The organism is Pseudomonas sp. F1_0610, assembly GCF_047470865.1.
Classification (GTDB): domain Bacteria; phylum Pseudomonadota; class Gammaproteobacteria; order Pseudomonadales; family Pseudomonadaceae; genus JAZDRH01.
Genome location: NZ_JAZDRH010000105.1, coordinates 1 through 255, shown reverse-complemented (window position 1 = coordinate 255; position 255 = coordinate 1). Strand labels below are relative to the sequence as shown.

At 50.2% G+C, this 255-nt stretch carries 1 rRNA gene; it reads left to right on the top strand.

The window, feature by feature from the left end:
- Positions 1–255, top strand: a 23S ribosomal RNA gene (locus tag VQ643_RS16415); the annotation flags it as partial.

Sequence of the window (255 nt, the reverse complement as noted above, 5' to 3'; positions counted from 1 at the left end):
TTTAAAGAAAGCGTAATAGCTCACTAGTCGAGTCGGCCTGCGCGGAAGATGTAACGGGGCTCAAACCATACACCGAAGCTACGGGTTCATCCTCTGGATGAGCGGTAGAGGAGCGTTGTGTAAGCCTGTGAAGGTGAGTTGAGAAGCTTGCTGGAGGTATCACAAGTGCGAATGCTGACATGAGTAACGATAATGGGTGTGAAAAACATCCACGCCGAAAGACCAAGGTTTCCTGCGCAACGTTAATCGACGCAG